The organism is Pseudarthrobacter sp. AB1 (assembly GCF_014926485.1).
Lineage (GTDB): Bacteria > Actinomycetota > Actinomycetes > Actinomycetales > Micrococcaceae > Arthrobacter.
In genome coordinates this window covers 61,564-86,829 of record NZ_PZKO01000058.1, presented here as the reverse complement: position 1 = coordinate 86,829, position 25,266 = coordinate 61,564, and the positions used below count along the sequence as shown (strand labels likewise).

Below are 25,266 nucleotides of genomic sequence, written 5' to 3'. Positions count from 1 at the left end.
GCGGGCCGCCCGGGGATATTCTTTGACAGCCAGAGCCGCTGCTATCGGAGACTGATTGTGACCTTCATATCCAAGACCCAACATGCCGACGTCGTACTGATTGGCGGCGGCATCATGAGCGCCACGCTCGGGGCGTTCATCAAGCAGCTTGAACCGAACTGGACCATCTCCCTGTTCGAACGCCTGGATCAGCCCGGGCTGGAAAGCTCCGACCCCTGGAACAACGCCGGAACCGGCCATGCCGCCCTGTGCGAACTCAACTACTCCCCCGCAGCCAAAGACGGCTCGGTGGACCCTGCCAAGGCACTGCTCATCAACGAACAGTTCCAGCTGTCCCGCCAGTTCTGGTCCCATTTTGTGGACGAATCCCTGATCGGTTCGCCCAAGGGCTTTATCAACACCGTCCCGCACATGAGCTTTGTGATCGGCGAGAACAACACCAAGTTCCTCAAGACCCGCTACGAGGCACTCAAGCCCCACACTCTGTTCCGCAGCATGGAGTACTCCGAGGACCACGCTCAGATCGCTAAATGGGCGCCGCTGATCGTCAAGGGCCGGGACCCTAAGCGGAAGATCGCCGCCACGCGCGCAGCCGAGGGGACCGACGTCGACTTCGGGGCACTGACCCGCGAGCTCACCACCTACCTCGGGAACAACGGCGTCGAAATCAATTACGGCCATGACGTCAGTGGCATCTCCAAAGCGGCCGACGGCGGCTGGGACCTTTCGATCAAGCACCCGGCTTCCGGGGAACACGGCAAGATCCAGGCCAAGTTTGTGTTCGTGGGCGCAGGCGGCGGCGCACTGCACCTCCTCCAGGCCTCCGGCATCCCGGAGAGCAAGGGCTTCGGCGGTTTCCCCGTGTCCGGCCAGTTCTTCCGCTGCACCGACGAGAAACTCGCCGCCCAGCACAGCGCCAAGGTCTATGGCCAGGCCTCGGTGGGGGCCCCGCCCATGTCAGTCCCGCACCTGGACACCCGCTACGTGGACGGGAAGCGTTCACTGCTGTTCGGCCCTTACGCCGGCTTCTCCACGAACTTCCTGAAAAACGGCTCGTACCTCGACCTGCCGCTGTCCATCCGGCCCAGCAACATCATCCCGATGCTTGCTGTGGCCAAGGACAACATGGACCTCACGGCCTACCTTGTTAAAGAGGTGGCCAAGCGCCACGGCGACAAGGTCGAGGCACTGCGCGAGTACTACCCCGAGGCCAAGGATGGCGACTGGGAGCTGATCACCGCAGGCCAGCGCGTACAGATCATCAAGAAGGACCCGAAGCGGGGCGGCGTGCTGCAGTTCGGTACCGAGGTCATCGCCGGCCGAGACGGCACCATCGGCGCGCTGCTGGGTGCGTCGCCCGGCGCCTCCACGGCCGTTCCCATCATGATTGAACTGCTGCAGAAATCCTTCCCCAAGAACTTCAAGGGCTGGCAGGGCAAGCTCAAGGACATGATGCCGGGCTACGGCGTGAAGCTGGATGAGAATCCGGATCTTGCCGCAGAGCTCGAGGCGGCAACGGCCAAGGCATTGCAGCTCGAGGGCGTTTCCGCCAACCACTGATGCAGGCTTTCCGGCGGGCGTGAAGACCCGGCTGGACGGTCTGGTCCTCAGGAGTCCGTCAACCCCACAGGAGAGACCCGCGATGTTCCGGCTGGCACAACTTTCATTGGCAAACCGGGCGCTGATCGCGCTGATCACCGTCTTCGCGACGGTGTTCGGCGTGATCACCATGTCATCGCTGAAACAGGAACTCATCCCCTCCATTGAGTTCCCGCAAATAACCGTCCTCTCCGCAATGCCCGGCGCGTCACCCGAAGTGGTGGACAAGCAGGTCAGCGCACCGCTGGAAACCGCCTTGAACGGCGTCGAGGGCCTGGAGTCCACGTCCTCGACGTCGCGCAACGGCGTCTCGCAGATCTCAATGGTGTTCACCTACGGAACAAACCTCGACCGCGCCCGCAACCAGATCGACCGGGCCATCTCAAACGCCAAGCGTTCCCTGCCGGAGGAGGTGCAGCCACAGGCCATCGCCGGCAGCATCAGCGACTTCCCCATTGTGTTCCTGGCCGTGTCCTCGGACAAGCCGCTGAGCGAACTGAACGCTGACCTGGCGCGCCTGACCGTTCCCCGGCTCCAGAAGATCGACGGCGTCCGCGGAGCCGACGTGACCGGTGGCGCCACCCAGCACATCGAGATCCTTCCCCGGCCCGAGGCGCTGGCCGCCAAAGGCGCCACGATCGAGTCCATCCGGAACGCCCTCTCCAACAACGGCGCGCTGATCCCGGCCGGGACCATCCAGGAGCAGGGCAAAACGCTCTCCCTCCAGATCGGCAGCCCGGTGGATTCCCTGGACGCCATCACGGCGTTGCCCCTGGGCGGGGCCAAGGATGCCGCAACGATCGGCACGGTGGCCGACGTCAGCCTGCAGGACAACGAGCGGACCTCTATCACCCGGACCAACGGCCAGGAAACACTCGCGGTGTCTGTGACCAAGAAGCCCGAGGGAGACACGGTGGGAATCTCTCACGCCGTGAACGACTCGTTGGCGGCCCTCGAGGCCGAACTGGGGTCCAATGCAAAGTTCACTGCAGTGTTTGACCAGGCCCCGTTCATCGAGAAGTCCATCAAGGATCTCACCACCGAGGGCCTGCTCGGGCTGGGCTTCGCCGTCGCCGTCATCCTTCTCTTCCTGATGTCAGCCCGCTCCACCCTTGTTACCGCGGTGTCGATTCCGCTCTCGCTGCTGATCACCTTCATTGGCCTCTCCGCGACCGGTTATTCGCTGAACATCCTGACCCTGGGCGCGCTCACTATTGCGATCGGCCGGGTGGTGGACGACTCGATTGTGGTGATCGAAAACATCAAACGCCACCTCAGCTACGGGGAGGAGAAAGTCACCGCGATCCTCACCGCCATCCGTGAGGTGGCCGGCGCCATCACCGCCTCCACTTTGACCACCGTGGCCGTCTTCCTGCCCATTGCATTTGTGGGTGAGCTCGCCGGCGAACTCTTCCGGCCATTCGCCCTGACCGTCACCATGGCGCTGCTGGCATCCCTGCTGGTATCACTGACGATCGTTCCGGTCCTGGCCTACTGGTTCCTCAAGAGCCCCGCCGGTTCCGCAACAGGTTCGCCTGCTGCCCGCGAAGCTGCTGCCCGTGCTGCCGACGCCGCCCGTGCCCACGCCCAGGAGGCCGAACAAAAGAGCAGGCTGCAGCGAGCGTACCTGCCCGTGCTCAGCAAGACCCAGAAGCATCCGGTGGTGACGCTGGTCGCCGCCGTCCTGGTCCTCGGCGCCACTGCTGCCATGACGCCGATGCTTGCCACCAACCTCCTCGGCGATTCCGGCCAGAACAGCATGACGGTCCGGCAGGTGATGCCCGCTGGCACAAGCCTGGCCGACACCAGCGCAGCCGCGGTCAAGGTCGAGGACGTCCTTCGGGGCATCGAGAGTGTCAGGAATGTGCAGGTCACCTCAGGCAACGCACAGGCCGGTTTTGCCGCCCTGACGTCCTCCGGCTCCGCCAACTCCACGTTCACCGTGGTGACGGATGAGAAGGCGAACCAGGCAAGGCTGCAGGAAACCGTCCGGACTGAGGTAGGCAAGGTGGCAGGTTCCGGGAAGATCACGGTCGGCTCCCAGCAGGGTGGCTTCGGGACGTCCTCCACAGTGGACATCACCATCAAGGCTGCAACATCCGAGGATCTCCGCACAGCCAGCGAGGCCATGGTGGATGCAATGACCGGCGTGCCGGAAACCAGCGAGGTGGCAACCAACCTGGCGGCCAGCCAGCCGGTGGTCCAGGTCAAGGTTGACCGGGCCAAGACCGCGGCAGCCGGACTGAACGAAGAACAGGTAGCCGGCGTCCTGGCTGCCACCATCAGCCCAATCCCCGCCGGTACGGTCCGGATCGACACCAACGACTTTCCGGTGCAGATCGGCAAAGGCACCAGGTTCACCAGCATTGACGCCGTGCGCAACATCGCGCTCCCCGCCGCGGGCGCACCGGTGACCCTGGGCAGCATCGCATCCGTCGAACAGGTGGACGTGCCGGTCTCCATTACCGCCAGCAACGGCCAGCGGACCGCCAAAGTGTCAGTCACGCCGTCGGGCTCCAATCTTGGCGCAGTGAACGCGGAGGTGCAGAAGCGCCTCACGGACGTCAGCCTGCCCGCCGGCGTCACCGCCGAACTCGGCGGCGCCACCACCCAGCAGGCCGAGTCCTTCCAGCAGCTGGGCCTGGCGCTCCTGGCGGCGATCGCAATTGTCTACGTCATCATGGTGGCCACTTTCAAGTCGCTGATCCAGCCGCTGATCCTGCTGGTTTCCGTTCCCTTTGCCGCCACCGGAGCCGTCGCCCTGCTCCTGGCCACGGGCGTTCCGCTGGGCCTGCCGTCGCTGATCGGCATGCTGATGCTGGTGGGCATTGTCGTCACCAACGCCATTGTGCTCATCGACCTCATCAACCAGTACCGGCAGCCACGGGACGGCCGCGCCGGGATGAGCGTGGCGGACGCAATCACCCATGGCGCGAGGCAGCGCCTCCGCCCCATCCTGATGACCGCACTGGCCACCGTTTTCGCCCTGACACCCATGGCGCTTGGCCTGACCGGGGGCGGCGGCTTCATCTCCCAGCCGCTGGCCGTAGTTGTGATCGGCGGCCTGGTTTCTTCCACAGCACTGACCCTGGTGCTGGTTCCTGTACTGTACCGGCTGGTGGAGGGACGGCGGGAAACCAAAGCACTGCTCCGTGCCATGCAGGCGCGTCCGGCGTTTGCGGCAGCGGACGACGTCGATGCCGAGTTCCGGGACTGGACCACTGGTATGGTGCCCCGCGTCAGTGGCCGCCGAGCCGCTCCGGGCGACCCCCAGTAGAGCCTGGAATATTCTCGCCGCGGCGGCGTTATATTCGTCGATACATGCAAATGCATGAACATCGAGTATAGTGGAAGCAAGCCCAGAGAAGTCCAGGAAACGGAAGGCACACCATGCAGATCGGCGTATTCAGCGTCAGTGACATCACCACTGACCCCACCACCGGCCGGACACCCACGGAGAACGAACGCATCAAAGCGGCAGTGGCAATCGCCAAAAAAGTCGAGGAAATCGGCATGGATGTCTTCGCCCTCGGCGAGCACCACAACCGCCCGTTCTTCTCCTCCTCACCCACCACCACCCTCGCGTACATCGCCGCGCAGACCGAGCGGATCACCCTCTCCACTGCCACGACGCTGATCACTACCAACGATCCGGTCAAGATCGCCGAAGACTTCGCCATGCTGCAGCACCTCGCGGACGGCCGCGTGGATCTGGTCCTTGGCCGCGGTAACACGGCGCCGGTGTACCCGTGGTTCGGCAAGAACATCCAGGACGGCGTGGAACTGGCCATTGAGAACTACAGCCTGCTGCGCCGGCTGTGGGACGAGGACACGGTGAACTGGTCCGGCAAGTTCCGCACGCCGCTGCAGAACTTCACGTCCACCCCTCGCCCGCTCGACGGCGTGGCCCCCTTTGTGTGGCACGGCTCCATCCGCACACCGCAGATCGCCGAGGTGGCCGCCTACTACGGCGACGGGTTCTTCGCGAACAACATCTTCTGGCCCAAGGAGCACTACCAGCAGCTGATCAGCCTCTACCGTGAGCGCTACGAGCACTACGGCCACGGCAAGGCGGACCAGGCCATCGTGGGCCTCGGCGGCCAGTTCTTTATGCGGAAGAACTCCCAGGACGCAGTGAAGGAATTCCGGCCCTACTTCGATAACGCGCCCGTTTACGGCCACGGCCCGTCGCTGGAGGACTTCACCTCCCAGACGCCGCTGACGGTCGGCAGCCCGCAGGAAGTCATCGAAAAGACCCTGACGTTCCGCGAGTACTTCGGCGACTACCAGCGCCAGCTGTTCCTGATCGACCACGCGGGCCTGCCCTTGAAGACGGTGCTGGAGCAGCTTGACCTGTTTGGCGAGGAAGTACTCCCGGTCCTCCGCAAGGAATACGCGGCCCTCAAGCCCGCGCACGTCCCGGACCCGCCGACGCACGCCGGCCGGGTGGCTGCGCTGATGGCTGCGCAGGCGTCTGACACCGCCCCTTCGGAGGCGTGATGGCTGCCGGCGGCAACGAATCACCCATCCGTTTGGCAGCGGAAACCTGGGAATCCCTGTTCCGGGCGCAGGTGGCCGTGATGCGCAGGCTGCAGGCCGGTCCCGCTTTCCGGAAAGTGGCACTGAACGAATACGACGTGCTGTTCACGCTGTCCAGGTGTCCGTCCGGCTGGCTCCGGCTCAATGAACTCAATGACCATGTCCTGCTGAGCCAGTCGAGCCTCAGCAGGCTGGTTGAGAGGCTGGAGAAGCGCGGGCTCGTGGCCCGGATGGCGGCCCCCGACGACGGCCGCGGAGTGCTGCTGAAGCTCACCGAGGAGGGAGCTGCCCTCCAGAAGGAGATCGGCCGGGAGCATGTGAGGGACATCTCCAGCCTGGTGGGGCCGGCCCTGACGGCAGCCGAGCAGCGGGAACTTCAGCGGCTGACCGAGAAACTCCGGCGTTCCGTGGGAGCACGGCCGGCCAAGTAGCCGCCCGGCAGCGGCCGGGAGGTGTCGTTCCGAGCCGGGAAACTAGCCCAGCATGACCAGCTTGGCCGGATCTTCGGTCGGCAACTGCCCGTTGACCACGGCGCTGACGCGCAGCTCGTTCAGCGTCAGGCGCCCGCCCACTGTGGACAGGAACGCGGTGTCGGACGAGTCGCGGCCGGCCGTGATCCGCAGCATCGACTCGCGTGGGGCCAGCCCCGTGGGGTCGATGACGTGCCAGGCGCCGTTGACATGCGCCTCGGCTACCGCGTGGAAATCCATGGGACTCAGCCCTGGCGCGTACACGGCGGTGAGCCGGGCCGGGATGTCCTTGGAACGCAGCAGGGCAATGGCCAGGTGCGCGAAGTCCCTGCACACTCCCCTGCGGTGCAGCAGGGTTTCGACGGCGCCGTCAGTGCCCCGGGAGGAACCGCTGATGTACAGCAATTCCCCGAAGACCCAGCTGCGCACGGCCTGGAGCAGTTCGGCACCGTGCAGGCCACCAAATTCGGCGTAGGCCGTGGGCAGCAGCCGGTCCGACTCCGCATAGCGGCTTGGCCGCACGTAGCGGATGAGCTCAGCCAGGGTGGCTTCTTCCGCGATGGCCTGCCCTGCAACCGTCGCCGAGTACTCAACGGTGACCTCGGTGGGTTCAACGAATTCCATATAGTGCAGGCGGCCGCCATGATTGTCCGCGAGTTCCTGGAGCGGAACCGTCTGCCCGTCGGCCGTGACAGTCAGGGATTCATCAAACGAGGTATAGCCGGGATTCCTGGCCACCGCGATGGCCAGGGCTGCCTTCGTGTCGGCGATGGTCCTGAAAACCATACGCGCTGAAACGGTGCGTTCCATGTATCTCCGGGTGTGAGGTAGTGGCAGAACTTCCCGCTCAGCCCCGGGGATGAGGGGGCAAGAGCGGGACTAGTTTTTGATCTCCAGAGACATTAGCATCCGCTGGACGTTTGCGAATTCCGAGCTCCCGCCCACGTACTTTTCGGCCTGGCCCAGGGTGTCGAAAGCCTTGGCCGGGGCCACCTGCTCATCCGGGGCAAAGGCCTTCAGGACGCCTAGGTCGCCGAAGGAGTAGTCGCCCTTCCCGCCCGGGCCGCGGACCAGGTTACGCAATTCGCAGGCTTGGCCGCCGGCCCCGCCCACAATGTTGGTGATGCCGTAGGAACCGAAGTAGCGGTAACCTTGGATGACGCGGAACACCACGTGTGGCACGATGAGCCCTTCCCCCGTCAAACCGGGAAGCTCTACCGGCACGCTGCTGATCACCACGTAGGGTTTCCGGGCAGCTTCGGGGCACTCAGACGACGACGGCGGCAGTCCTGTCCGCAGGGCAGCCACCACCGTGCCGTCCTGCTTCTTAACCTCGATCTTCAAGGCACCCGGCAGCGTACCGTCCCCGGGCGTGACGGACTGGGCGATCCATTCCTCCGGCAGGTCGAAGCTGACGGTCTTCGCCGGGTCAGTAAAGGTCTTCCAGGCAGCCGCCGTTGCGGCCGGGCCGGGTGAGGCGGACGTCGAGGCGCCATCTGTGGCAGAAGGATCCGACGACGGGGACCCCGTAGCGCCGGCGGTCGAGCTCGTGCCGGCGCCAGGGCTGGCCGACGTTTCCGGCTGTGCCGTCCACGCCGAATCGCTGCTGCCAGGCGCGCTGCACCCGACTGCCAAGGCACCGGCCATCAGCAGCGCGGCCGTCCGCATTCCCCACGTTGCCGCCTTGTGTGTCATGCAGCCAGCCTAGCGGCGGACGGCGGCGGCCAAGAGCCGCAGCCTCGTGTCGCCGTCGGACATTCCCCGCGCGCAAGGGACTAGGCTGGTGCCTATGGCGGATGAGCAGTATGGCGCGGACCTTGAGAGCCTGGCGGACATCTCTGCCATCGACATTGCGGACTGGCGGCTGCGGACTTTTGCCCTGTACGACACGGTGCGGAAGGTTGCCGCCGAAGATCCGGCGGAGGCCCATTCCCTCTGGCGGCATGAACGCGACCGTATGTTCGCAACGCATCCGGCCTCAGCGCTCAGCGCGAACGATAAATCGCAGTTCTCCGGCCTGAAGACGGCTGACTACGATCCCATCTACCGCTTTTATGTTCCCCTGACCCTTGAGGGGGCCGGCCGGGAAATGACCGTGGAAACCGCCACTGACGGTGTTGTCCGTTTTGTCCGGCTGGGCACGTTCGACCTTCCCGAACTGGGCCAGCTGGGTGTGTGGAAGCTGCACGGTTACGGCGGCGGAATTTTCGTGCCGTTCCGGGACGCCACGGCCGGCCAGCCCGGCGGAACGTACGGCGCCGGCCGGTACCTCCTGGACACCATCAAGGGCGCATTCCACGGGGTCCACGGTTCCGGGGCGGGCGCCGAGTTTGTCCTGGATTTCAACTTTGCCTACAACCCGTCCTGCGCCTACAACGAGGCCTGGGCCTGCCCGCTGCCCGGCCCGTCCAACCGCCTGGCCGTGGAGATCCCGGTGGGAGAGCTGTACTGAGCCGACCGACCCGGTGATGGAGCCTGTCGAGAGCCGGGTACGGCTCACCCGGAGGACGTAGGATGTCATCATGACTGCCAGCGCTCCGCACCGCCTTGCCCGTGTCCGCCCACTGTCTTCTACTGTTGCCGACGAGCATTTCTTCGTGGCCAACGACGCGCCGGATTTCGGCTCAGCCGGCGGCCTGTCCTGGACTGTTATTGATTCGCCCTTCGAGGCGTCCCGCGCAAACGCCAACCACCCGTCCCGGCCGGGGTGGGAGACCGGCACCGTAGTAGACCAGGAGTCCTTCACTTTCCTGGCCCCGTCCGTCCCCGCCAATGTCTTAGGCATGGCGCATAACACCGGCCAGGCCGGCCGGAACCTCCCGCCGCAGGCCTTCCACAAGGCGGCATCCAGCGTGATCGGCCCCGGCGACGCCATTGAACTGAGCTCAACGGTGGGCTACGTGGACCCGGAAGCGGAACTGACCGTCGTCGTCGGGCGCACCGTCCGTGGCCTGACGCTGGAGACTGCCCGGAGCGCCATCCTTGGCTTCACCATCGGCAACGATGTCTCGGCGCGCGATCTGCAGAAGTCGGACGAGCTGTGGATCAGCGCCAAGAGCCAGGACACCTTCACTCCCGTGGGCCCCTGGATTGTGACGGACCTCGACGACTCGGACCTGGCCATCAGCATCGTCCACAATGGCGCCGAACTGAAGGCCGCCAGCAGCGCCGACCTCGGCTGGAAGGTGGACGAAATCCTCGTGTACCTCAGCTCGTTTATGACCCTGCACGCCGGCGATCTGGTCCTCACCGGCTTCCCGGCGGAGTGTGCCCGCATCCAGCCCGGGGACACTGTTCTGTGCCGTGTGGAGGGCATTGGCGAGCTCAGGAACCCGGTCAAGGCTGCGTCCTGGGAGGAAACTCCTGCCTGATATGTCAGGCTTAGGCAATGGAATCCCCTGCTGCGCCCAGTGCCCGGCTGACGCAGCAGCCCACCCGTGGCGCGCCTGCCACCAGACACTACCGCGGAATCTTCAGGTTTCCACTGGTCCGGCAGCTCCTCCGCTTCACCGGCGTCGGCATTATCTGCACCGCCACGTCGCTGGCTTTGTATGCGTTGCTGCGCCCCTGGCTCGGACCGCAGTTGGCCAATGCGGCCGCCCTGGTGCTGACGTCCCTGATGAACACGGCGCTGAACCGCAGGTTGACGTTCAAGATCTCCGGGCAGCGCCGGATGGCCCGTGACCACCTGAACGGCATGATCGTCATTGCCGTTGCGCTGGTCATCACCGGCGGCAGCCTGGGCGTGCTGCATTGGCTGCACCCGGACGCCAGCGTGTCCCATGAACTGTGGACCACCACGCTGTCAGGCTTCGTGGCCACCGCTGTGCGGTTCACGATGCTGCGGCATTGGATTTTCCGCCGCGCCCGCCATATCTAGCGGCCGAGGGTCCTGACGCGTCCGACGGCGGTGCCCACTGCTGCCGCCGCCTGCTCGAGTTCGTCTGCGGTCACGTCTGACGTGAAACTGAACCGCACCGCCGTCTGCGCCACTTCGGCGTCATAACCCAGAGCGGTCAGCACCGGCGACGGCGCATCCGAGCCGGCGGCACAGGCCGAACCGCTCGAGCACACCACACCCTGCCGCTCCAGCTCCAACAGTACGGATTCGCCGCTGGTGCCGGGGAAACAGAACGATGCCACGGACGGCAGCCGTTCCGTCCGGTGCCCGGTGAGCAGGGCGCCGGGAACGGTGTCCAGGATGGTGGCGATGTAGCGTTCGCGGAGAAGAGCCACACGGGCGGCGAGTTCCGGCCGCTCGGCGTGGGCGAGCGTCAGGGCAGTGGCCAGCGCCACTGCTCCTGCCACGTTTTCGGTCCCCGACCGGCGGCCGCGTTCCTGCCCGCCGCCGTGCACCAGGGGCTCGACGCGGGTCCGGCCGCGGACGTACAACACGCCGCACCCCTTGGGCGCGCCGAGCTTGTGGCCGGAAATGCTCAGGGCATCCACGCCCAGCGCCTTGACATCCAGGGGCAGCCAGCCACCGGCCTGGACGGCGTCGGTATGGATCGGGATGCCCATCGCGGTGGCCACTGCAGCCAGTTCCGCAACCGGCTGGATGGTGCCCACCTCGTTGTTCGCGTACATGATGCTGACGAGAGCGGTCTCCGGCCGGAGCATGGCGGCGAGCGCCTCCGGCGTCACCCGGCCGGTCCCGTCCACCGGCACCACGTCCACGGTGAACCCGTGAAACCGTTCCAGGTAGCGCGCGGACTCTTCCACGGCTGGATGTTCGACGGCGCTGATCACCATGCGGTTGAGGGCCGGGTCCGCAGCCTGCCGGGCCAGGGCAACGCCCTTGACAGCGAGGTTGTCCGCCTCCGTGCCTCCAGAGGTGAAGGTGACCTCGCCCGGACGGCAGCCGAGCACCTTGGCCACGGCCGCACGGGCGCCTGCGAGCGCGGACGCCGCGGCCTCGCCCAAGGTGTGGTGGCTGGAGGGGTTGCCGAACTCGCCGCTCAGGTAGGGCCACATGGCCTCGAGGACCTCGCGGCGGACCGGGGTGGTGGCGGCAGCGTCGAGGAAGATCATGGCCGCTTCAGCCGACGCTCAGTTCGACGTCCAGGCCGAGGTCCAGCGCAGCCACGCTGTGGGTGAGACCGCCGATGGAGATGACGTCCACGCCCGCCGCTGCGATGTCCGCGACGGTGCCGACATTGACGTTGCCGCTGGCTTCCACAATGGCGCGTCCGTCCACCTGCTTGACACCGGAGCGGAGCTCGTCAAGGGTGAAGTTGTCCAGCATGATGGTGTCCACACCGGCGGCAAGGACAGGTTCAATCTGCTCGGCGCTGTCCACCTCCACTTCGAAGTGCGTGGTGTGCCCCAGCCGGGCCTTGGCCGCGGCGAGCAGGGCGGTGAGCTTGGCGGGGTCTCCGCCTGTCATCACGGCCAGGTGGTTGTCCTTGGCCAGCACGGCGTCGGACAGGCTGTACCGGTGGTTGGCTCCCCCACCGCAGCGGACGGCATAGCGCTCCAGCACTCGCAGGCCGGGCGTGGTTTTGCGCGTGTCCGTAATGCGCGCCGTGGTGCCTTCGACGAGCCGGACGAATTCCGCGGTCTTGGTTGCGATGGCACTCATCCGCTGCACAAGGTTCAGCCCGACCCGTTCGGCGAGCAGCACCGAGCGCGCGTTGCCGGTGACGCGCGCGAGGTGCGTGCCGGCGTCGAATACTGCCCCCTCAGCGAGCAGCAGTTCCACGTCGGTGTCCGGGTCCACAAGCTTCATGGCGTCGCGGAACACCGTTCCACCGCTGAAGACGCCGGGCACCCGGGCGTTCAGTACCGCAGTGGCGCGGGCGTCGGCCGGGATCAGCAGCTGCGAGGTGATGTCACCGTTGGGCGCGTCCTCGGCAAAAGCCCGCTCCAGGATGTCCCGGACGGGTGCTGCGGGGAGGGTCAGGCTAGTCATTGACGAGGCTCGCTTTCCGGCTCATGGTGTAACGCTTATCAGAATGTTCGACGGCGGCATTCCCGGGCACGCTGTCGCTGCGGTAATGCGCCCCCAAGGATTCCCGCCGCTCCCGCGCGGAATGAACCAGCAGCTGCGCAGCCAACAAAAGATTGGCATCCTCATGCTCCCGAGGATCAAGGGAATCAGGCACGTTGACCGGATTGTCAGCAGCACCCCAACCCCCAAGGACAGCCCCAGCCTCCCGCAACAACCCGCCATGACGCAAAACCCCAGCATTGGCAGTCATCAACCGCCGCAAAGCCACCCGGGAAAGCGGCCCCGCCTCACCAAAAGACACTTCAATGGGACCAGGTGCCGGGACAAGCTCAAACTCCCATCCCATGTTGGCAGGCGTTTCGGAAGTCCCCCGCGAACCAAGCGTTCCGTCGTCGACCGAGGGTGTTCCGGAAGCGAGCGTCAAGGGGAGGCCGCTCGCGGCCGAGACAGCGAGCGGAGGAACAGCGTCGGGCGACACCCCACCCCGCGCCGAGGGACCTGCGGAGCTGCCTGCCAAAAATGCTTCAACAGCCCGCCGCCCAAAGACCAGCCCCTCAAGCAAAGAGTTGCTGGCGAGACGGTTTGCGCCGTGAACGCCGGTGCAAGCAACCTCTCCAGCAGCCAACAACCCAGGCACCGAGGTCCGCCCGTAAAGGTCGGCAAGAACGCCGCCCATCCAGTAGTGCGCGGCCGGTGCCACGGGGACGAGTTCCCGGGTCCAGTCGACACCGGCTTGGCGGGTGCGGGCGCTGATGGTCGGGAATCGCTTTTCGAGGTAGCCCTTGCCGTGCAGGGCCTCGACCACCATGGCGTCAAGGAACACGTGCCCGTTGGGATCCCCCAGGGTAGCAAGGTGCAGGGCGATGCTGCGGGAAACGACGTCGCGCGGGGCAAGTTCTGCGTCAGGGTGGTAGGCGGGCATAAAGCGTTCGCCGTGGGCGTCCAGCAGGATGGCGCCTTCGCCGCGCACGGCTTCGGAAATCAGGAGCGGTTCAGCTCCGTTGCCGGCTGCCTCAAGGGCATCGGCCGGGAGCACCATGCAGGTGGGGTGGAACTGGAAGAACTCCAGGTCCGCAACTGCGGCTCCGGCCCGCCAGGCGAGCGCCAGCCCGTCGGCAGTTGCCACGGCGGGGTTGGTGGTCTGGGCGAACAGCCTTCCCGCTCCCCCGGTGGCCAGGAGCACGGCATCGCCGCGGATGGCGAATTCCCGCCCGTCGTGGAGGAAATTCACGCCGGCCACGCGTCCTTCGCTCTGGGCCAGGGACGTCACCTGGGCGTGCCCGATGACCTGGATCCGGCCAGCTGCCTGCGCATCCAGGACGGTCTTGATGAGCGCCCTGGCCACCCCGGCACCGGTTGCGTCGCCGCCGGCGTGCAGGATCCGCGGCGCGGAATGGGCGGCTTCGAGACCCAGCGAGGGGTCGCCGTCGTCGTCCATATCGAAACGCACGCCGAAGCGTTCCAGGCCGGCGATATCCAGCCGGGCCTCCGTGCAGAGCACGCGGACGGCCTCTTCGTCGCAATGCCCGGCCCCGGCCTTCAGCGTGTCTGCGATGTGCGCGGCCACAGTATCTCCGGGCGCGGGTTCGTCGAGCACGGCGGAGATGCCTCCCTGGGCGTAGTAGGTGTTGCTGTCCGCGAGCGCGCCCTTGGTCAGCAGCACCACTTCGACGCCGGCGTCGGCGGCAAGCAACGCGGAGTACAGTCCCGCAATGCCGCTCCCGACGACGATCAGCCGCCGGGGTGCCGGACCACCGGCTGGGCTCTCTGCGCTCATGTGGGGCTCGTTTCGGTTTCCAGGGTTACAGCGGGCGGGACTGCAGAGGCGGGCTACAGGGGAAGCGCGGCGAGCATACGCTCGAGCGCGGTTTTGGCGTTGTCCTGGACGGAATGGTCCACGCTGATGCGGTTGACGATGCGTCCTTCGACGAGTTCCTCCAGGACCCAGGCGAGGTAGCCGGGGTGGATGCGGTACATCGTGGAGCAGGGGCAGATCACAGGGTCCAGGCAGAAGATGGTGTGCTGCGGGTACTCGGCGGCGAGCCGGTTAACCATGTTGACTTCCGTGCCGATCGCGAAGATGGCTGGTTCTGTGGCGGCCGCAACGGCCTTCTTGATGAAGTCGGTGGAGCCGGCGGAATCGGCGGCGTCCACCACCTCCATGGGGCACTCGGGGTGCACAATCACGTTGACGCCGGGGAACTCTGCGCGGGCCTTTTCGATCTGGCCGACGTTGAAGCGCTTGTGGACCGAGCAGAAGCCGTGCCAGAGGATGACGCGGGAATCGAGCAGGGCCTGTTCATCGTTGCCGCCCAGTTCCTTGCGCGGGTTCCACATGGGCATCTGCTCCAGCGGCACACCCATGGCCTTGGCTGTGTTGCGGCCCAGGTGCTGGTCGGGGAAGAACAGGACCCGCTGGCCGCGCTCGAACGCCCATTCCAGGACCACCTTGGCGTTGGAGGAGGTGCAGACGATGCCGCCGTTGCGGCCGCAGAAAGCCTTCAGGGCGGCGGAGGAATTCATGTAGGTGACCGGAATGACCGGAACCCGCCCGTCGGCGTCGGCCTCGGCACCGAAAATTTCTTCCAGCTGTTCCCAGCACTCCTCCACGGAGTCGGTGTCCGCCATGTCCGCCATGGAGCAGCCGGCAGCGAGGTTGGGCAGGATGACAGCCTGTTCCGGTGTGGAGAGGATATCCGCGGTCTCGGCCATGAAGTGCACGCCGCAGAAAATGATGGCCTCGGCGTCAGGCCGGGTGAGCGCGGCGTTGGCCAGCTGGAACGAGTCCCCCACGAAGTCGGCGTACTGGATGACTTCGTCGCGCTGGTAGAAGTGGCCCAGGATTACGGCCCGGTCGCCCAGCTTTTCCTTCGCCGCACGGATGCGGACGTCCAGTTCGGCATCGCCGGCGCGCTTGTATTCCTCCGGAAGCTGGCCTTGGCGGGGCGTGGCGGCCGGCGCAACGTCCGCGCTGGAGGCGCCGGGGCCATAAGCCGGGGCACCGGCGAGCGCCTCGGCGAGGTCGTATTCCCACGGCCCCTTGGCGAGCGCCGGGCTGCAGGTGGCTGCTGTTTTGCCTTCAGCCGCGCTCCGGGACGCGCTTTCGGCCTGTTCGCGCGTGATCAGCTGGATGGCTGTGTTGACGCTGCTCATGGTGTGCTCCTGTTGTCGGGATCAAGGCCGGGGCGGCCGGTGAAGCGGTAGAGACGTGGCGGGCGGTGCTTGCCGCCCTGGAGGTACTCGCCGGTTTCTTCGATTTCCGGCGTGGATTTGAGCTGGCGGCGGAAGTTGGCCGGGTCCGGCCGGGTGTCCAGGACGGCTTCGTAGACTTCGCGGACCTGGGCGAGGGTGAAGTACTCGCCCAGGAAGTGGTAGGCCACCGAGCCGTAGGCCAGCTTGTTCCGCAGGCGCCGGAGCGCGTACTCAACAATGGCGTTGTGGTCGAAGGCCAGGTCCCCTACCTTGTCTGCCCTGAACCACTTCACGTTCTCCGATTCGTCGGCCAGGGCGGCCTCGGTAGGCTGGACCAGCGCCCAGTAGACGATGGACACAACGCGCTGCGTGGGTGAGCGGTGCAGCCCACCGAACGCATAGAGCTGCTCCAGGTAGCTCGGCGTGAGTCCGGTGGTTTCCCGGAGGGTTCGGGACGCAGCATCCTGCAAGGATTCAACATGCGTCAGCGGTCCGCCGGGAAGTGCCCAAAGGTCTTTGTACGGCTCACGAATCCTGCGGACCAGGGGAAGCCACAGGGTAGGCCGGCCCGAGGATTCGCTGGGCCGCAGGGCGAAAATGACGGTGGAGATGGCGAGGGAGGGGGCAGCGGTGGCCCGCTCGGAGACGTTCGCTGAACTGCTGTACACGGTCACTCACCCGCTCCCTGCTTCTGGGCTTCATTGCCATCATCTAGTTATAGTCAATATGACTAGAACTGATTCTACGGCCACATTCCTCTGTTTCAAAATGTTTCGCCACACAGTGCGACCGGATGAACGCTCCTGTGGCTGGTCCGCGGAGACCGGGTGGCGATCATCGCATCCAAAAACGCGCTGCAGGTCCGGACTGGTTGGATGGTCAGCGAGCAGAAGGCCTCCATCACCGAGCCCCTCGGACTGTCGGCAAAGAGTCGAACAATTTGGGCGTCCAAGGCATCGACGCCTATACAATCTCCGCCGCCTACCACCTTGGAATAAGCAACTTGCCAGCCAATAGTCATCCAAATGATCCAAGGTGCCGGCATCGTTGCAGACCGGTTGCCCGCGGGCAAGCGACTTAGGCGGTAAATTCAAGTGGTCCCCGCGGGGGCACCAACCCCAACCCCAAGAAGGTTCACAGGCATGACATCGACGTCCACGGCAGTGCGGCCGGCATCCCACCTCGGCCACACCATGAAATCCCGGCAGCTCACCATGATGGGACTGGGCAGCGCCATCGGCGCCGGCCTGTTCCTGGGTTCAGGGGCCGGCATCCAGGCCGCGGGGCCTGCCGTGCTGATCTCCTATCTGGTCGCCGGGACGCTCATCATCCTGGTGATGTGGGCGCTGGGCGAGATGGCCGCTGCGAATCCCACGAGCGGCGCCTTCTCCGTGTACGCCGAACGGGCACTGGGAAAAACCGCCGGCGCTACGGTGGGCTGGCTGTGGTGGCTCCAGCTGGTGGTGGTCATCGCCGCTGAAGCCCTGGGCGCAGCGGGCCTCCTGTTTTCCGTCTGGCCGGTTATCCCCGTCTGGGCCCTGGCCCTGATCTTTATGTTCGTGTTTACGGCCATCAACCTGACGGGTGTCAAGAACTTCGGCGAGTTCGAATTCTGGTTCGCCATCCTGAAGGTTGCCGCCATTGTGGCGTTCCTGGCCGTGGGGGCCGCCCTGCTGCTGGGCCTCCTGCCCGAGGTAGCTTCGCCCGGGCTAGCTAACATCACCACTGATTTTGCTCCTGCCGGGCTTGGCGGAATCGCCACGGCATTGTTCGTCGTGATCTTTGCCTTTGGCGGAACCGAGATCGTTGCCGTGGCCGCCGCGGAAACGGAGGACCCGGAGCACAGCGTGGGCAAGGCGATCCGTACGGTGCTGTGGCGCATCCTGGTCTTCTACATCGGGTCGGTCTTTGTCATCGCGGCAGTCCTGCCGGCATCCTCCGAAGGACTCGCCTCGCCGTTTGCCGGCGTGCTCGACGCGGCCCGGATCCCTGGCGCCGGCACGGCGATCACCCTGGTTGCCGTCGTCGCGCTTCTCTCCGCACTTAGCGCCAACCTCTACGGCGCGTCCCGCATGGTGTACTCGCTCGCCGAACGGGGCGAGGCTCCCCGGTTCCTGGCCAGGCTCAGCGGCGCCAGCGTGCCCATGGTGGCGGTGGGCGTGTCGGTGGCGTTCGGCTTCTTCGCCACGGTCCTGGAGCTGCTGTTCCCGGACCGGATCCTGCCGGCCCTGTTCCAGCTGGTCGGATCCACGTGCCTGGTGGTCTGGGGCACGGCCCTTGTCTCGCAGCTGATTCTCCGGCGCCGTGCGGACCGGGACGGTGCCGAGCTTCCGCTGCGGATGAACGGATTCCCGGGCCTGACCATCTTCGGACTTGTCCTCTTGGGACTGATTTTCGCTGTGGGCTTCAGCGCGGAAAGCAGCCGCGGCCAGCTGCTGAGCACCTTTGTTCTGGTTGCCTGCCTCGCGGCAGCCTGCTGGCTTGGCGCCCGGCTCACCACCCGCGATCGCCAACCCAAGTAACTAGAGCTATCTGTCGTTTTCGGCGGTCAAAACGACTGAGGGCGCTACCCGGTTGGGTGAGCGGCAGAAAGACTGCCCACACGCGGGCCAGTGCCTAGGGTCACAAGCATGGACTTCCCCCACCGGCACCGGGCAACGCAGTGTCGCCGCTGACACCCGGCCAGCTCCGCGAACTGCATTCGCTCATGGTGGCCGTCGTCGAGGCCACACGGCGAGCGCTGGCACACTCCCGGGCAGGAAAACGGTCCCGTCCTCATCGAAGCCATGGCCTACCGCTGTATGGCCAGCGCCGATGCTGCCGGCTGCTCCAACACCCTCAAGGCGCCGGTGGAACGGAACCGGCTGCTGGTGGAGGTGGAAAACCAACAAATCCGCTGTTGAACTGCCCAGCCCGCAGGCAGGTAAAGTGGTCCGTATCTTCGGTGGGGCAGGCGACAGGATCAATGTCGGCGAACCCCTGATCGCGTTCGAGGTGCCGGACAACACTGCCGGAATCGTGGGCACGGTCCCGAAGGACGAGGCACCGACGCGCTGGGTCCGCCTGAGCGCCGTACTTGATGAGGACTGACACCATGAGCGGCAGGCACACCGGCGAGATGCATTCCCACACCGTTGAGGGCACTGACCCCCAACTTTTTGTGGAGGTGCACGACCCCCAGAAAGACGCCGGACTGCGCCCAGTGCTGCTGCTGCACGGTTTCTCCTCTTCCAGCAAGCTCAACTGGCATGACACCGGCTGGGTGGCGGCCCTGCTGGAGGCAGGCCGCCGCGTCATCACCGTGGACCTGCCCGGACATGGCCGCAGCGGCGCTCCCGAAGACATGGACTCCTACTCCCCCAGCCGGATCCGCGCGGACCTGCTGCAGATAGCGTTCGACGCCGGCGTGCGGCCAATGCGCAATGGTGACCCCACGAGCGGGGTTGACGTTGTGGGCTATTCCTTGGGCGCCCGGCTCGCCTGGGAATTCGGCGCCACCCAGCCCGAGATCGTCCACCGCCTGGTCCTGGGCGGACCGAACATCGCCGATCCGCTGGCGGCCTTTGACCTCATCGCCGCCCAGAACTACCTCGCCGACGGAACCCCCATCGCGGACCCGTCCACATCCGGCCTGCTTAAGATGGCCATGCTCCTGCCGAGCAACAACATCTTCGCGCTGCTGTCCCTGGTGGATGCCATCAAGGCCGAGCCGTTCGATCCTGCCGAAGCCGTTCCCCACATGCCGATGCTTCTTGTGGCCGGCGACCAGGATGAACGTGCGGCCACCATGCCGCAGCTCGCCGAACTTGGAATCCGGGCAGGGTCCATGGCTGAACAGCTGACGTTGCCCGGCCGCAACCACACCAACGCCATCACCAGCCGGGCTTTCAAACAAGGCGCCATCGCTTTCCTGGGAGTCTGAGCACTGCGCGGCTGACCCCTGGCGGCTGATTCCTGACAGCAATTTCATGGCTCCCACATAGGTTCCGCTGCTTGGATCGTCAGATGCAGCATCCTTCCCAGCCACACGCCCGCCGCACGGTCGCCGCCCTGTGCCGCCGTTCCGTCCTGGTGGCGACCGCCGGTTTCCTCGCCCTGGCCCTGATCGCCGCCGTGTACTTACTGGCGCCTGCCCGGTCCGGGCAGCGAGCAGAGTCTGGCACCTCAAGGGGCATCGACACGTTCGCAAATTCCGCCCCGTTTGACGCGGGCCTGGACGCAGCCATCGATGCCATCATCGACGACAACAGCCAGTACCAGGTGGGTGTTGCGCTGATGACCGCCGTCGGAGGGGACCTGCACCAGTACGGCGTGGAGGAACCTTTCGAGGCAGCAAGCACGGCAAAAATCCTGACTGCTGCGGCCTACTACCACCTGGTGGAGGAGGGTTCGGCGTCCCTCGATGATCCACTGGGCGCGTTCACCTCGGAGTTCCAGATCCAGGCGATGGTCCAGGACAGCAACAACGAATCATGGAGCCTGCTGATGGACGCAGTGGGCCTTTCCGAACTCTCGGAGTACGCCGCCTCCATCGACATCACCTATGACCCCGAGGTGAACACGCTCTCGACAGCACACATGGCCCACATGCTGGCGGAACTGTTCGAGGGCCGGCTCCTGGACCAGGAGCACACGGAACAGCTGTTGTCCTATATGCAGGACACCAACTACGAACACCTCATTCCGGCCGCAGTTCCGGACGGCGTCACCGTCTTCCACAAATACGGGCTGCTCGATGACGAACTCCACGACGCCGCCATCCTCTCCATGTCCGCCGGCAGCTTCGTGCTGGTAGTTTTCACAAAGGGTGCCGACCTCAGCGACGTCCCTGAACGGACGGTGCTGATCCAGGACATCACCAAGGCCGTTTCCGCCGCGCTCGCTTGACTTAGCCGCGGCGGGAGGCCGCATCCCCGCTTCCCGCTGCGGCGGCAGAAGGTAGGCTGGAATCGGGCGGAGACAGCCGGAGAGGGAACAAATGAGCACGCGTTTTGAAGACCGCACCCATGCCGGTGAACGGCTGGCGGCGGTGCTCACCCAGTTCCGGGAACGCCCCGACACCATCGTCCTGGGGCTGGCCCGCGGTGGTATCCCCGTCGCCGCTGCAGCCGCGAAGGCCCTGTACCTGCCGCTCGGCGCCGTTCTGGTGCGTAAACTCGGCATCCCCGGCCACGACGAAACAGCGTTCGGCGCGCTGGCCTGGTCCGGAGGCCGGATAGTGCGCCTGCTCAACCGTCCCCTGGTCACCCGCATTCTGAATCACGGAGTCCGCCAGGAATGGCTGGATGAAGTGGAGAAACGCGAGCGGGCCGAGCTGCTCCGCCGGGCCGCGACTTACCCGGGGATCAGCAACGACCTCACCGGTCAAACAGTTCTACTGCTCGACGACGGCCTGGCCACGGGAGCCACCATGCGCGCTGCCGCCGAGGCAGCCCGTTCCGGTGGTGCGGCACGCGTCGTCGCCGCAGCGCCGGTGGGTTCGGTGGAAGCCTACACGGCCGTGTCGCGGGTGTGCGACGCCGTGCTGTGCCTGCATCTGCCGGGCAAATTCCGCGCCGTTGGCAGCTTCTACCGGCACTTCGAACAATTGGCCGATGAGGACGCCATCAGCCTGCTGAACCAGTAGGCCCGATGGCAACACCGGGCCCTCACGGCGCAACCTGGCCTCACGGCAGAACGGCGGACCCAGACCAGATGGCCCGAACCCGCCGTTCTGCGATGCGTACTACTTTAGTGGTGGCTGCTGACGCCGAGCGGGTTGCCCTTCGTCTCCTTGGCAAGCAAAACCCCGACAGCCGAAATCACGCACAGGATCATGATGTAGATGCCGATGGATCCGGTCCATTTGGTGCTCTGCAGCAGAGTCTCGGCAATGGTTGCAGCGAAAGCACCACCCAGGATCGCACCGAACGCGTACCCGATGGAGATGCCCGAGTAGCGGACATTGGCCGGGAACATCTCGGCGTACATCGCCGACATGGGGCCGTAGGAAAGGCCGAGGCCGATGGTCAGGACGAAGAGCGCCACACCGTAAAGCCAGATGTTCCTGGTGTCGATCAGGGCAAACATCGGGATCATCCAAACGAAGATGATCGCATAACCGATCAGGAACGTCTTGACCCGGCCGATCCGGTCCGAGAGCCAGCCGCCTGCGAGCGTGAAGATCAGCCAGCCGAAGGAAGCAAGCGTGGTGGCCAGCAGGATTTCCGGGACCGGCATCTTCAGCGTCCTGGTGGCGTAGGAGATAAAGAAGGCAATCAACAGGTAGCCAGCGGCGTTGTTGCCGATGAAGATCATGGTCGAGTAGAGCACGGGCCTCTTATGGTTACGAATGAGCTCGCTGAGGGGCGCCCTGCTTTCGGCCTTTCGGGCCGCCATCTCCTGGAAGACGGGGCTCTCGGCCACAGCCCGGCGGATCAGGTATCCCACCACAATCAGCACAATGGACAGCAGGAACGGAACCCGCCAGCCCCACGAAGCAAAGTCTTCTTTGGACATGTTCGAGTTGAGTATGAAGAGCAGGCCGGTGGCCAGGATCATGCCGACCGGGACACCGATCTGCGGGTACGCGCCGAACACACCTCGCCGGCTCTTGGGGGCGTGCTCCACTGCCATCAGGGCAGCGCCGCCCCATTCGCCGCCGGCGGAGAAGCCCTGGGCAATGCGGAGGATGATCAGCAGGATGGGGGCCCAGACGCCGATCTGCGCGTACGTCGGCAGCATGCCGATCAGAGAGGTGGCTGCGCCCATCATCAGGAGGGTGAAGACCAGCATGGCCTTGCGTCCGAGCCGGTCACCAAGGTGGCCGGCCACAACTGCACCCAGCGGGCGGAACAGGAAGCTGATGCCGATGAGCGCGAAGGACAGGATCTGGGCCAGGCCCGGGTTGGATTCGTTCAGCGGGGCCAGGAACAGCGGGGACAGCAGCGTGCCCGTCAGTTGCGCGAAGATGAAGAAGTCGTACCACTCGATGGTGGTGCCGACCAGCGTTGCAGCGAGAACCTTGCGCTCCTCGTGCTTGCTGCTCGGGCCCGCCTCGGAATCGACGCGTGAAGTTTCGGTCATTGGCACTCCGTGGCTTGGGGGCAGCCTGGTAAGGGATTCCGGCTGCCGGGGTGGATTCAGGTCGTCCGATTTACTGATCGAACGGTCAGTAAGTACGACGTTACGCGAAGATGTGACGAAACGCACGACTTTTCTTGAATTTTCACGCGGATCAGTTCCATAGTTGAAGTTCCATTTCGGAATCAGCACACAGCTTTTTCGAGTATCAGCACACCGGCCGGGTACGGGAAGCAACGTCACGGTGCACGGGCAGCGCCGCCGCAGCCGCCTAGGATGGAATCCATGACCCCCACCGCAGTCCCCTCCGGAGCAGCTCAGGCTTCCCCGTCCCAGACCCTGTCGCGCGGAATCCGGGCACTGGAAATCCTGGCCGCGGCGCAGGCGCCGTTGACCATTGCGGAGCTTGCCGACGCCATGGGGGTCCACCGTTCCGTGGCCTACCGGATCCTGCGGACCCTGGAGGACCACTCCTTGCTGGTGCGCGATGACGCCGGCAGAGTCCAGCCGGGGCCTGGGCTCGCTGTCCTGGCGCGGGGCGTGGCCCGCAATCTCCAAACGGCGGCCCTGCCGGAGCTGACCCAACTCGCCAATGCCCTGACCATGAGTGCCTTTGTGGCCGTCTGGGACCGCGACGACTGTGTCACCCTGGTCACCGTGGACCCGAGACATACCGGCGCCGCCATTGTCCAGCACCCCGGCTCCCGGCATCCCATCAGCGCCGGCGCCCCCGGAATTGCGATCCAGTCGGCGTATTCAGAAGCTGATTGGCATGCGGCTGCCCCGGGAATCCCCTACCGGCCCGAGGCGGGAACCGCGCGGCAATTGGGCTTTGCCGCCAGCCACGATGAAGTCCTCGCCGGCGTCTCTTCCGTAGCAGTTCCGGTCCGGGTCCCAGGCGGCCGGCCGGCCGCGCTGTCCGTCGTTTACATCCGGGCAGCCCAGAATCCGGACGAAATCGCCGCTGCGCTGGTGGCGGGCGCCGGGCGCATTGAGGCCCAGCTGGGCTGACCACGGCACACCCCGCCTGGCCGTGACCAGCGCCCGGCGGCGATCAGTGGCGTTTGCGGAGAATGGCCGCCGCCGCGGCACCTAGCACCAGCAGGCCGCCAGCAGCAACCACAGGCACAATGAATGCCGTGTGGTAGCCGTGGGCCTGCGCGAGCTGGCCACCAACCGCGGCACCCAACGCGGTGCCCGCCACGATCCCGCTGGCCAGAGCCGTCATCACGGTGCCCAGCCGTTCCGTCGGCGCCACCAGGCCTCCGATCGCGAAGACCGTGACCATCACGGGACCCACCGGCAATCCCAGGACCAGCAGCACCACCACCATGCCGCCCAACGATCCTGGCACCAGAAGCAGCAACGCAAGCACCGTCATCAGTGCGGCGCTGACCAGCCACCGGGCCGCCGGGGTGAAGCGCTGGGGCCAGTACGCCACGGACAGGGCTGCGGCGGCAGAGCTCAATCCCATGACCGCATACAGCAGGCCGGCGATTTCAGAGGTGGCGAAACTCGCAGAGAACGAGCTCAAGGACGTCTGGGCGGACCCAAAGAAGGTGCCCATGGCCACCATCGCCAGGACGGGCAGTGCGACGACGGCGGGAATCCTGGCTGCCTTGCGCCAGGCTGCGGAGCCCCGGATTACGGGAACCGCCTTGTGGGTGGAGTGCATGGCAAAGGCGGGCACCAGCGTGATGGTCATGGCTGCAGCCAGGGCCAACGGCAGCCAAGGGGCCACCAGGCTGGCCAGGATTCCCACAAGGGCCGGTCCCAGGACAAACGTCAGTTCATCGGCTGTGCCCTCGTAGGACAGGGCCGTGTCAAGGTCCCGGCGGGCCTTCGTTCCCTTGCCCCGCGAGGTGAGCGCCATCCAGCGCACCCTGGCCAACGGCCCTACCTGCGGGCAGCTGGCACCGGCAAGGAACGCGGCGGCGATCACGGCGACGGGAAAGGACCCGGCGTCGGGCGCGGCCCAGGCCGCGCCGATCAGCGCCAGGACGGCCAAGGCATTGAGCACCGCCGCAACCAGGAGGACGGGCCGCTGCCCCCTGCGGTCTGCGAGGGCACCAAAGACGGGGGCGGCCGAGGGCCGAGCCGATCCCCACGGCACCGGCGGCAGTGCCGCCAAGCGCGTAGGAGCCGGTCACGGACGTGACGAGGGTCAGGGCACCGACGGTCAGCATGGCCAGGGGCAGCCGGGCGAACAGGCCCAGGGGGATAAAGCTGCGGCCGGCGAGGTGCGGGAGCCTGGCGAACCGACCCGTGGGCGGAGCCAGCGAAGCGGACGCCGGCGCAGTGTCGGGATGGACTGCGCCGGGAGAAGGCGGCGCTTCCAGGGAAGCGGGCAGGGAGGACATTGCTGAAGATCTCAAGGTAACGGGCTCGTTCAGTAGTGCGCATCGTCCCTCCTCCCGATGCGCGCGACCCGGTAACCGTTCAATCATATAGGCC

Annotated in this window: 20 protein-coding genes and 2 pseudogenes; 13 read left to right on the top strand and 9 right to left on the bottom strand. The window is 65.8% G+C overall.

Annotated features, from left to right (window positions below; translation table 11 throughout):
* The first annotated feature begins 57 nt into the window (after positions 1 to 57).
* The 4 genes from DAD99_RS16370 to DAD99_RS16355 all read left to right on the top strand — a co-directional run bounded on the left by DAD99_RS16370 (position 58) and on the right by DAD99_RS16355 (position 6,569).
* Positions 58 to 1,560 (top strand): malate:quinone oxidoreductase, encoded by a 1,503-nt coding sequence (locus tag DAD99_RS16370; RefSeq protein ID WP_193342374.1) that lies wholly within the window; start codon positions 58 to 60, stop codon positions 1,558 to 1,560.
* A gap of 82 nt (positions 1,561 to 1,642) precedes the next feature.
* Complete coding sequence (locus DAD99_RS16365; RefSeq protein ID WP_193342373.1) at positions 1,643 to 4,876, top strand: efflux RND transporter permease subunit; 3,234 nt, start codon at positions 1,643 to 1,645, stop codon at positions 4,874 to 4,876.
* A gap of 113 nt (positions 4,877 to 4,989) precedes the next feature.
* Positions 4,990 to 6,099: an LLM class flavin-dependent oxidoreductase gene (locus DAD99_RS16360; RefSeq protein WP_193342372.1), complete on the top strand. Its 1,110-nt coding sequence runs from the start codon at positions 4,990 to 4,992 to the stop codon at positions 6,097 to 6,099.
* Positions 6,099 to 6,569 carry a MarR family winged helix-turn-helix transcriptional regulator gene (locus DAD99_RS16355; protein WP_193342371.1) on the top strand — a complete coding sequence of 157 codons (471 nt, stop codon included), beginning with the start codon at positions 6,099 to 6,101 and terminating at the stop codon, positions 6,567 to 6,569. Before DAD99_RS16360 ends, DAD99_RS16355 begins: the two co-directional genes overlap by 1 nt.
* A 42-nt stretch (positions 6,570 to 6,611) precedes the next feature.
* On the opposite strand, the gene DAD99_RS16350 is transcribed toward DAD99_RS16355, so the two are convergent.
* Together DAD99_RS16350 and DAD99_RS16345 are read right to left on the bottom strand one after the other, a co-directional pair.
* Entirely contained in the window at positions 6,612 to 7,418 is an 807-nt protein-coding gene (locus DAD99_RS16350; RefSeq protein WP_193342370.1) for a transglutaminase family protein, read from the bottom strand.
* A gap of 69 nt (positions 7,419 to 7,487) precedes the next feature.
* Positions 7,488 to 8,303 carry a hypothetical protein gene (locus DAD99_RS16345; protein WP_227008125.1) on the bottom strand — a complete coding sequence of 272 codons (816 nt, stop codon included), beginning with the start codon at positions 8,301 to 8,303 and terminating at the stop codon, positions 7,488 to 7,490.
* A 94-nt stretch (positions 8,304 to 8,397) separates the two neighbouring features.
* Between DAD99_RS16345 and DAD99_RS16340 the strand changes: the two genes are divergently transcribed.
* From DAD99_RS16340 to DAD99_RS16330, 3 genes are all read left to right on the top strand, one after another.
* Entirely contained in the window at positions 8,398 to 9,060 is a 663-nt protein-coding gene (locus DAD99_RS16340; protein WP_193342369.1) for a DUF1684 domain-containing protein, read from the top strand.
* Positions 9,061 to 9,130: 70 nt separating this feature from the next.
* Positions 9,131 to 9,979: a fumarylacetoacetate hydrolase family protein gene (locus DAD99_RS16335; RefSeq protein ID WP_193342368.1), complete on the top strand. Its 849-nt coding sequence runs from the start codon at positions 9,131 to 9,133 to the stop codon at positions 9,977 to 9,979.
* A gap of 17 nt (positions 9,980 to 9,996) precedes the next feature.
* The gene (locus tag DAD99_RS16330; RefSeq protein WP_193342367.1) at positions 9,997 to 10,488 is read left to right on the top strand and encodes a GtrA family protein; all 492 of its coding nucleotides are present in this window, start codon (positions 9,997 to 9,999) and stop codon (positions 10,486 to 10,488) included.
* On the opposite strand, the gene DAD99_RS16325 is transcribed toward DAD99_RS16330, so the two are convergent.
* From DAD99_RS16325 to DAD99_RS16305, 5 genes are read right to left on the bottom strand one after another with little or no spacing between them, the layout of a single operon-like run.
* On the bottom strand, positions 10,485 to 11,639 hold the full coding sequence (locus tag DAD99_RS16325) for a cysteine desulfurase family protein (protein ID WP_193342366.1): 1,155 nt from the start codon (positions 11,637 to 11,639) through the stop codon (positions 10,485 to 10,487). The genes DAD99_RS16330 and DAD99_RS16325 overlap by 4 nt on opposite strands.
* A gap of 7 nt (positions 11,640 to 11,646) precedes the next feature.
* Complete coding sequence (gene nadC, locus DAD99_RS16320) at positions 11,647 to 12,519, bottom strand: carboxylating nicotinate-nucleotide diphosphorylase (protein WP_193342365.1); 873 nt, start codon at positions 12,517 to 12,519, stop codon at positions 11,647 to 11,649.
* Positions 12,512 to 14,335 carry an L-aspartate oxidase gene (gene nadB / locus DAD99_RS16315; RefSeq protein WP_193342364.1) on the bottom strand — a complete coding sequence of 608 codons (1,824 nt, stop codon included), beginning with the start codon at positions 14,333 to 14,335 and terminating at the stop codon, positions 12,512 to 12,514. The genes nadC and nadB overlap by 8 nt, the downstream gene beginning before the upstream one ends.
* 53 nt (positions 14,336 to 14,388) lie before the next feature.
* A complete protein-coding gene (nadA, locus tag DAD99_RS16310) occupies positions 14,389 to 15,711 on the bottom strand; it encodes a quinolinate synthase NadA (RefSeq protein WP_193342363.1) in 1,323 nt (440 codons plus the stop codon).
* Positions 15,708 to 16,418 carry an NUDIX domain-containing protein gene (locus tag DAD99_RS16305; protein WP_193342380.1) on the bottom strand — a complete coding sequence of 237 codons (711 nt, stop codon included), beginning with the start codon at positions 16,416 to 16,418 and terminating at the stop codon, positions 15,708 to 15,710. The genes nadA and DAD99_RS16305 overlap by 4 nt, the downstream gene beginning before the upstream one ends.
* Before the next feature lie 474 nt (positions 16,419 to 16,892).
* Between DAD99_RS16305 and DAD99_RS16300 the strand changes: the two genes are divergently transcribed.
* From DAD99_RS16300 to DAD99_RS16280, 5 genes and pseudogenes are all read left to right on the top strand, one after another.
* A complete protein-coding gene (locus tag DAD99_RS16300) occupies positions 16,893 to 18,272 on the top strand; it encodes an amino acid permease (RefSeq protein WP_193342362.1) in 1,380 nt (459 codons plus the stop codon).
* 327 nt (positions 18,273 to 18,599) lie between these two features.
* Positions 18,600 to 18,840: pseudogene (locus DAD99_RS16295) on the top strand (biotin/lipoyl-containing protein); the annotation flags it as partial.
* 4 nt (positions 18,841 to 18,844) lie between these two features.
* Entirely contained in the window at positions 18,845 to 19,672 is an 828-nt protein-coding gene (locus DAD99_RS16290; protein WP_193342361.1) for an alpha/beta fold hydrolase, read from the top strand.
* Between the two features lie 32 nt (positions 19,673 to 19,704).
* The gene (locus DAD99_RS16285) at positions 19,705 to 20,637 is read left to right on the top strand and encodes a DUF6256 family protein (RefSeq protein ID WP_375372259.1); all 933 of its coding nucleotides are present in this window, start codon (positions 19,705 to 19,707) and stop codon (positions 20,635 to 20,637) included.
* Positions 20,638 to 20,728: 91 nt separating this feature from the next.
* Positions 20,729 to 21,376, top strand: coding sequence for a phosphoribosyltransferase (locus tag DAD99_RS16280; RefSeq protein WP_193342359.1), 648 nt, complete (start codon positions 20,729 to 20,731; stop codon positions 21,374 to 21,376).
* Between the two features lie 104 nt (positions 21,377 to 21,480).
* Here the strand turns inward: DAD99_RS16280 and DAD99_RS16275 are convergent, their stop codons facing one another.
* Positions 21,481 to 22,815 (bottom strand): MFS transporter, encoded by a 1,335-nt coding sequence (locus DAD99_RS16275; RefSeq protein WP_185260890.1) that lies wholly within the window; start codon positions 22,813 to 22,815, stop codon positions 21,481 to 21,483.
* 282 nt (positions 22,816 to 23,097) lie between these two features.
* On the opposite strand from DAD99_RS16275, the gene DAD99_RS16270 reads away from it, so the two are divergent.
* Positions 23,098 to 23,823: an IclR family transcriptional regulator gene (locus DAD99_RS16270; RefSeq protein WP_193342358.1), complete on the top strand. Its 726-nt coding sequence runs from the start codon at positions 23,098 to 23,100 to the stop codon at positions 23,821 to 23,823.
* Between the two features lie 43 nt (positions 23,824 to 23,866).
* Here DAD99_RS16270 and DAD99_RS16265 read toward each other — a convergent pair.
* A pseudogene (locus tag DAD99_RS16265) lies at positions 23,867 to 25,172 on the bottom strand (MFS transporter).
* Positions 25,173 to 25,266: the final 94 nt, after the last annotated feature.

Bases quoted from the DNA above. Each gene is read 5' to 3' on its own strand.
- DAD99_RS16365 (WP_193342373.1), top strand. From the start codon at position 1,643: ATGTTCCGGCTGGCACAACTTTCATTGGCAAACCGGGCGCTGATCGCG.
- DAD99_RS16360 (WP_193342372.1), top strand. From the start codon at position 4,990: ATGCAGATCGGCGTATTCAGCGTCAGTGACATCACCACTGACCCCACC.
- DAD99_RS16355 (WP_193342371.1), top strand. From the start codon at position 6,099: ATGGCTGCCGGCGGCAACGAATCACCCATCCGTTTGGCAGCGGAAACC.
- DAD99_RS16350 (WP_193342370.1), bottom strand. From the start codon at position 7,418: ATGGAACGCACCGTTTCAGCGCGTATGGTTTTCAGGACCATCGCCGAC.
- DAD99_RS16345 (WP_227008125.1), bottom strand. From the start codon at position 8,303: ATGACACACAAGGCGGCAACGTGGGGAATGCGGACGGCCGCGCTGCTG.
- DAD99_RS16340 (WP_193342369.1), top strand. From the start codon at position 8,398: ATGGCGGATGAGCAGTATGGCGCGGACCTTGAGAGCCTGGCGGACATC.
- DAD99_RS16335 (WP_193342368.1), top strand. From the start codon at position 9,131: ATGACTGCCAGCGCTCCGCACCGCCTTGCCCGTGTCCGCCCACTGTCT.
- DAD99_RS16330 (WP_193342367.1), top strand. From the start codon at position 9,997: ATGGAATCCCCTGCTGCGCCCAGTGCCCGGCTGACGCAGCAGCCCACC.
- DAD99_RS16325 (WP_193342366.1), bottom strand. From the start codon at position 11,639: ATGATCTTCCTCGACGCTGCCGCCACCACCCCGGTCCGCCGCGAGGTC.
- nadC (WP_193342365.1), bottom strand. From the start codon at position 12,519: ATGACTAGCCTGACCCTCCCCGCAGCACCCGTCCGGGACATCCTGGAG.
- nadB (WP_193342364.1), bottom strand. From the start codon at position 14,335: ATGAGCGCAGAGAGCCCAGCCGGTGGTCCGGCACCCCGGCGGCTGATC.
- nadA (WP_193342363.1), bottom strand. From the start codon at position 15,711: ATGAGCAGCGTCAACACAGCCATCCAGCTGATCACGCGCGAACAGGCC.
- DAD99_RS16300 (WP_193342362.1), top strand. From the start codon at position 16,893: ATGACATCGACGTCCACGGCAGTGCGGCCGGCATCCCACCTCGGCCAC.
- DAD99_RS16290 (WP_193342361.1), top strand. From the start codon at position 18,845: ATGAGCGGCAGGCACACCGGCGAGATGCATTCCCACACCGTTGAGGGC.
- DAD99_RS16280 (WP_193342359.1), top strand. From the start codon at position 20,729: ATGAGCACGCGTTTTGAAGACCGCACCCATGCCGGTGAACGGCTGGCG.
- DAD99_RS16275 (WP_185260890.1), bottom strand. From the start codon at position 22,815: ATGACCGAAACTTCACGCGTCGATTCCGAGGCGGGCCCGAGCAGCAAG.
- DAD99_RS16270 (WP_193342358.1), top strand. From the start codon at position 23,098: ATGACCCCCACCGCAGTCCCCTCCGGAGCAGCTCAGGCTTCCCCGTCC.